The sequence below is a fragment of the Bradyrhizobium sp. PRIMUS42 genome, assembly GCF_023006515.1.
GTDB lineage: Bacteria > Pseudomonadota > Alphaproteobacteria > Rhizobiales > Xanthobacteraceae > Bradyrhizobium.
Genome location: NZ_JALBGZ010000967.1, coordinates 1 through 1,919, shown reverse-complemented (window position 1 = coordinate 1,919; position 1,919 = coordinate 1). Strand labels below are relative to the sequence as shown.

The window sequence follows — 1,919 nt, the reverse complement described above, 5'->3', positions numbered from 1 at the left end:
GCCTGCGGGGCGCGGCCGACGACGACGGTCAGCAGCCCCTGGCCCCAGAGGCGCTTGGCGGCGGCTTTGGCGTCGTCCAGCGTCACGGCATCGACGATGGCGTTGCGCTTCTCGATATAGTCGATCGGCAGCTTGTCCTGCTGGTACTGCAGCAGTGCCTGAGCGAGCTTGGAGGAGGTATCCAGCGCCAGCATCTGCGAGCCCTTCAGGTAGGACTTGGCCTCGTCGAGCTCCTTCTGCGTCGGGCCTTCCTCGGCGATGCGGCGCACCTCCTTGTCGATGGCATCGATGGTGTCGCCGGCGCGGTCGGCGCGGGTGCCGGTATTGCCGATGAACACCGCCGAATGCTCCATCCAGAGCAGCGATTCGAACACCGAATAGGCGAGGCCGCGCTTCTCGCGCACCTCGCGATAGAGCCTGGAGGACAAGCCGCCGCCGCCGAGGATGTGATTGACGACATAGGCCGCCATGAAGTTCGGGTCGCTGCGCTTCACACCGGGGCCGCCGAAAGTGATCACGGTCTGCGGCACGTCGAGCGTGACGAAAGCGCGCTGCGGCGGCTTTGCGGCCTCGACGTCGGGGACCGGCGTGAGGTTGGCCTTGGCGGGCAGGCTACCGAAGGTGTGGTCGAGCAGCTTGCCGAGGGTCGCCGGATCGACGTCACCGACGACCGCGATCTTCAGCCCATCCTTCGCAAGCACGCGGCCGACATAATCCTTCATATCGGGAACCGTAATGGTCGGCACGCTGTCGAGGTTGCCGTTGCTCTGCCGGCTGTAGGGGTGATCGCCAAAGGCGACCTCCAGGAATTTGCGGCTCGCCAGCGATGTCGGGTTCGTGGTCTCGCGGCGCAGGCCCGAGATGACCTGCGAACGAATGCGTTCCACATCGGCGGTGTCGAAATGCGGTGAGGTCAGCGCGCTCCGCAAGAGATCGAAGGCCTCGTCCTTGTTGTCGCGCAGCATGCGCAGGCTGCCGCGGAAGGTATCGCGGGTGGCGCTGAAGGAGAGCTCGATGGCGCGGCGGTCGAGCCGCTCATGGAAGGTCTTGGAGTCGAGATCGCCGGAGCCTTCGTCGAGGAGGTCGCCGACCAGATTGGCGACGCCCGGCTTGTCCTTGGGATCCTGGGCCGAGCCGCCGGCGAAGGAATATTCCATGGCGATCAGCGGCACGGTTGCGTCCTGCACGAACCAGGCCTCGATGCCGCCCGGCGAGACCAGGTGCTGGATCTTTGCGGCTGCCTGCGAGGGCGAGACCGCGGCGAGCGCAAGTGCCGCGCCGGTGGCGAGGGAGAATGCAACGCGTCGAAGGAAAGGATAGGTCACGAACGCTTCTCCTCGCGCTTGGTGGTCGCGGTGTCCTTGATCAGGTAACCCGTCACCGAGCGCTTCTTCTCGAGCCATTTCTGCGCGACTGCTCGGACCTGCTCGGCGGTGACCGCGCGGATGCGGTCGGGCCAGCTTCTGATGTCTTCGATCGACAGGCCCGTGGTCAGCGCGCCGCCATACCAGCGTGCCAGCACCGCTTGGTTATCCTGAGCGTAAATCGCTTCCGCGATGAGCTGGGTCTTCACGCGTTCCAGATCCTCGGCGCGGATCGGGTTCTGCGCGACGTTGGCGATGACGCCGTCGACCGCTTGCTCGACCTCAGCGAAGCTGACGCCGGATTTCGGCGCGGCCGAGATCGCGAACTGCGTCGGGTCGAGCGAGATGCTGGAATAGCTGGCGTTGGCGGAGACCGCGAGCGGCTTGTCGACGACGAGGGCGCGGTAGAGATAGGAATTGCTGCCGCTGCCCATCAGCTGCGCCAGCACGTCGAGGGCCGCGCTTTCACCGGCAGCAGCCGTGGTCGCCGAGGGCACCAGATAATAGCGCCGCATGCTCGGCTGCTCGACGCGCGGATCCGCCAGCGTGACGGTG

At 66.1% G+C, this 1,919-nt stretch carries 2 protein-coding genes; both read right to left on the bottom strand.

The genetic code is table 11. The features are described 5' to 3' along the window. A partial coding sequence (locus MOV75_RS36335; RefSeq protein WP_247007786.1) for a pitrilysin family protein occupies positions 1-1,325 on the bottom strand: 1,325 nt, incomplete at its 3' end. Continuing rightward, positions 1,322-1,919, bottom strand: a 598-nt coding sequence (locus tag MOV75_RS36330; protein WP_246932363.1) for a pitrilysin family protein, incomplete at its 5' end; no start/stop codon positions are given. The genes MOV75_RS36330 and MOV75_RS36335, both read right to left, overlap by 4 nt.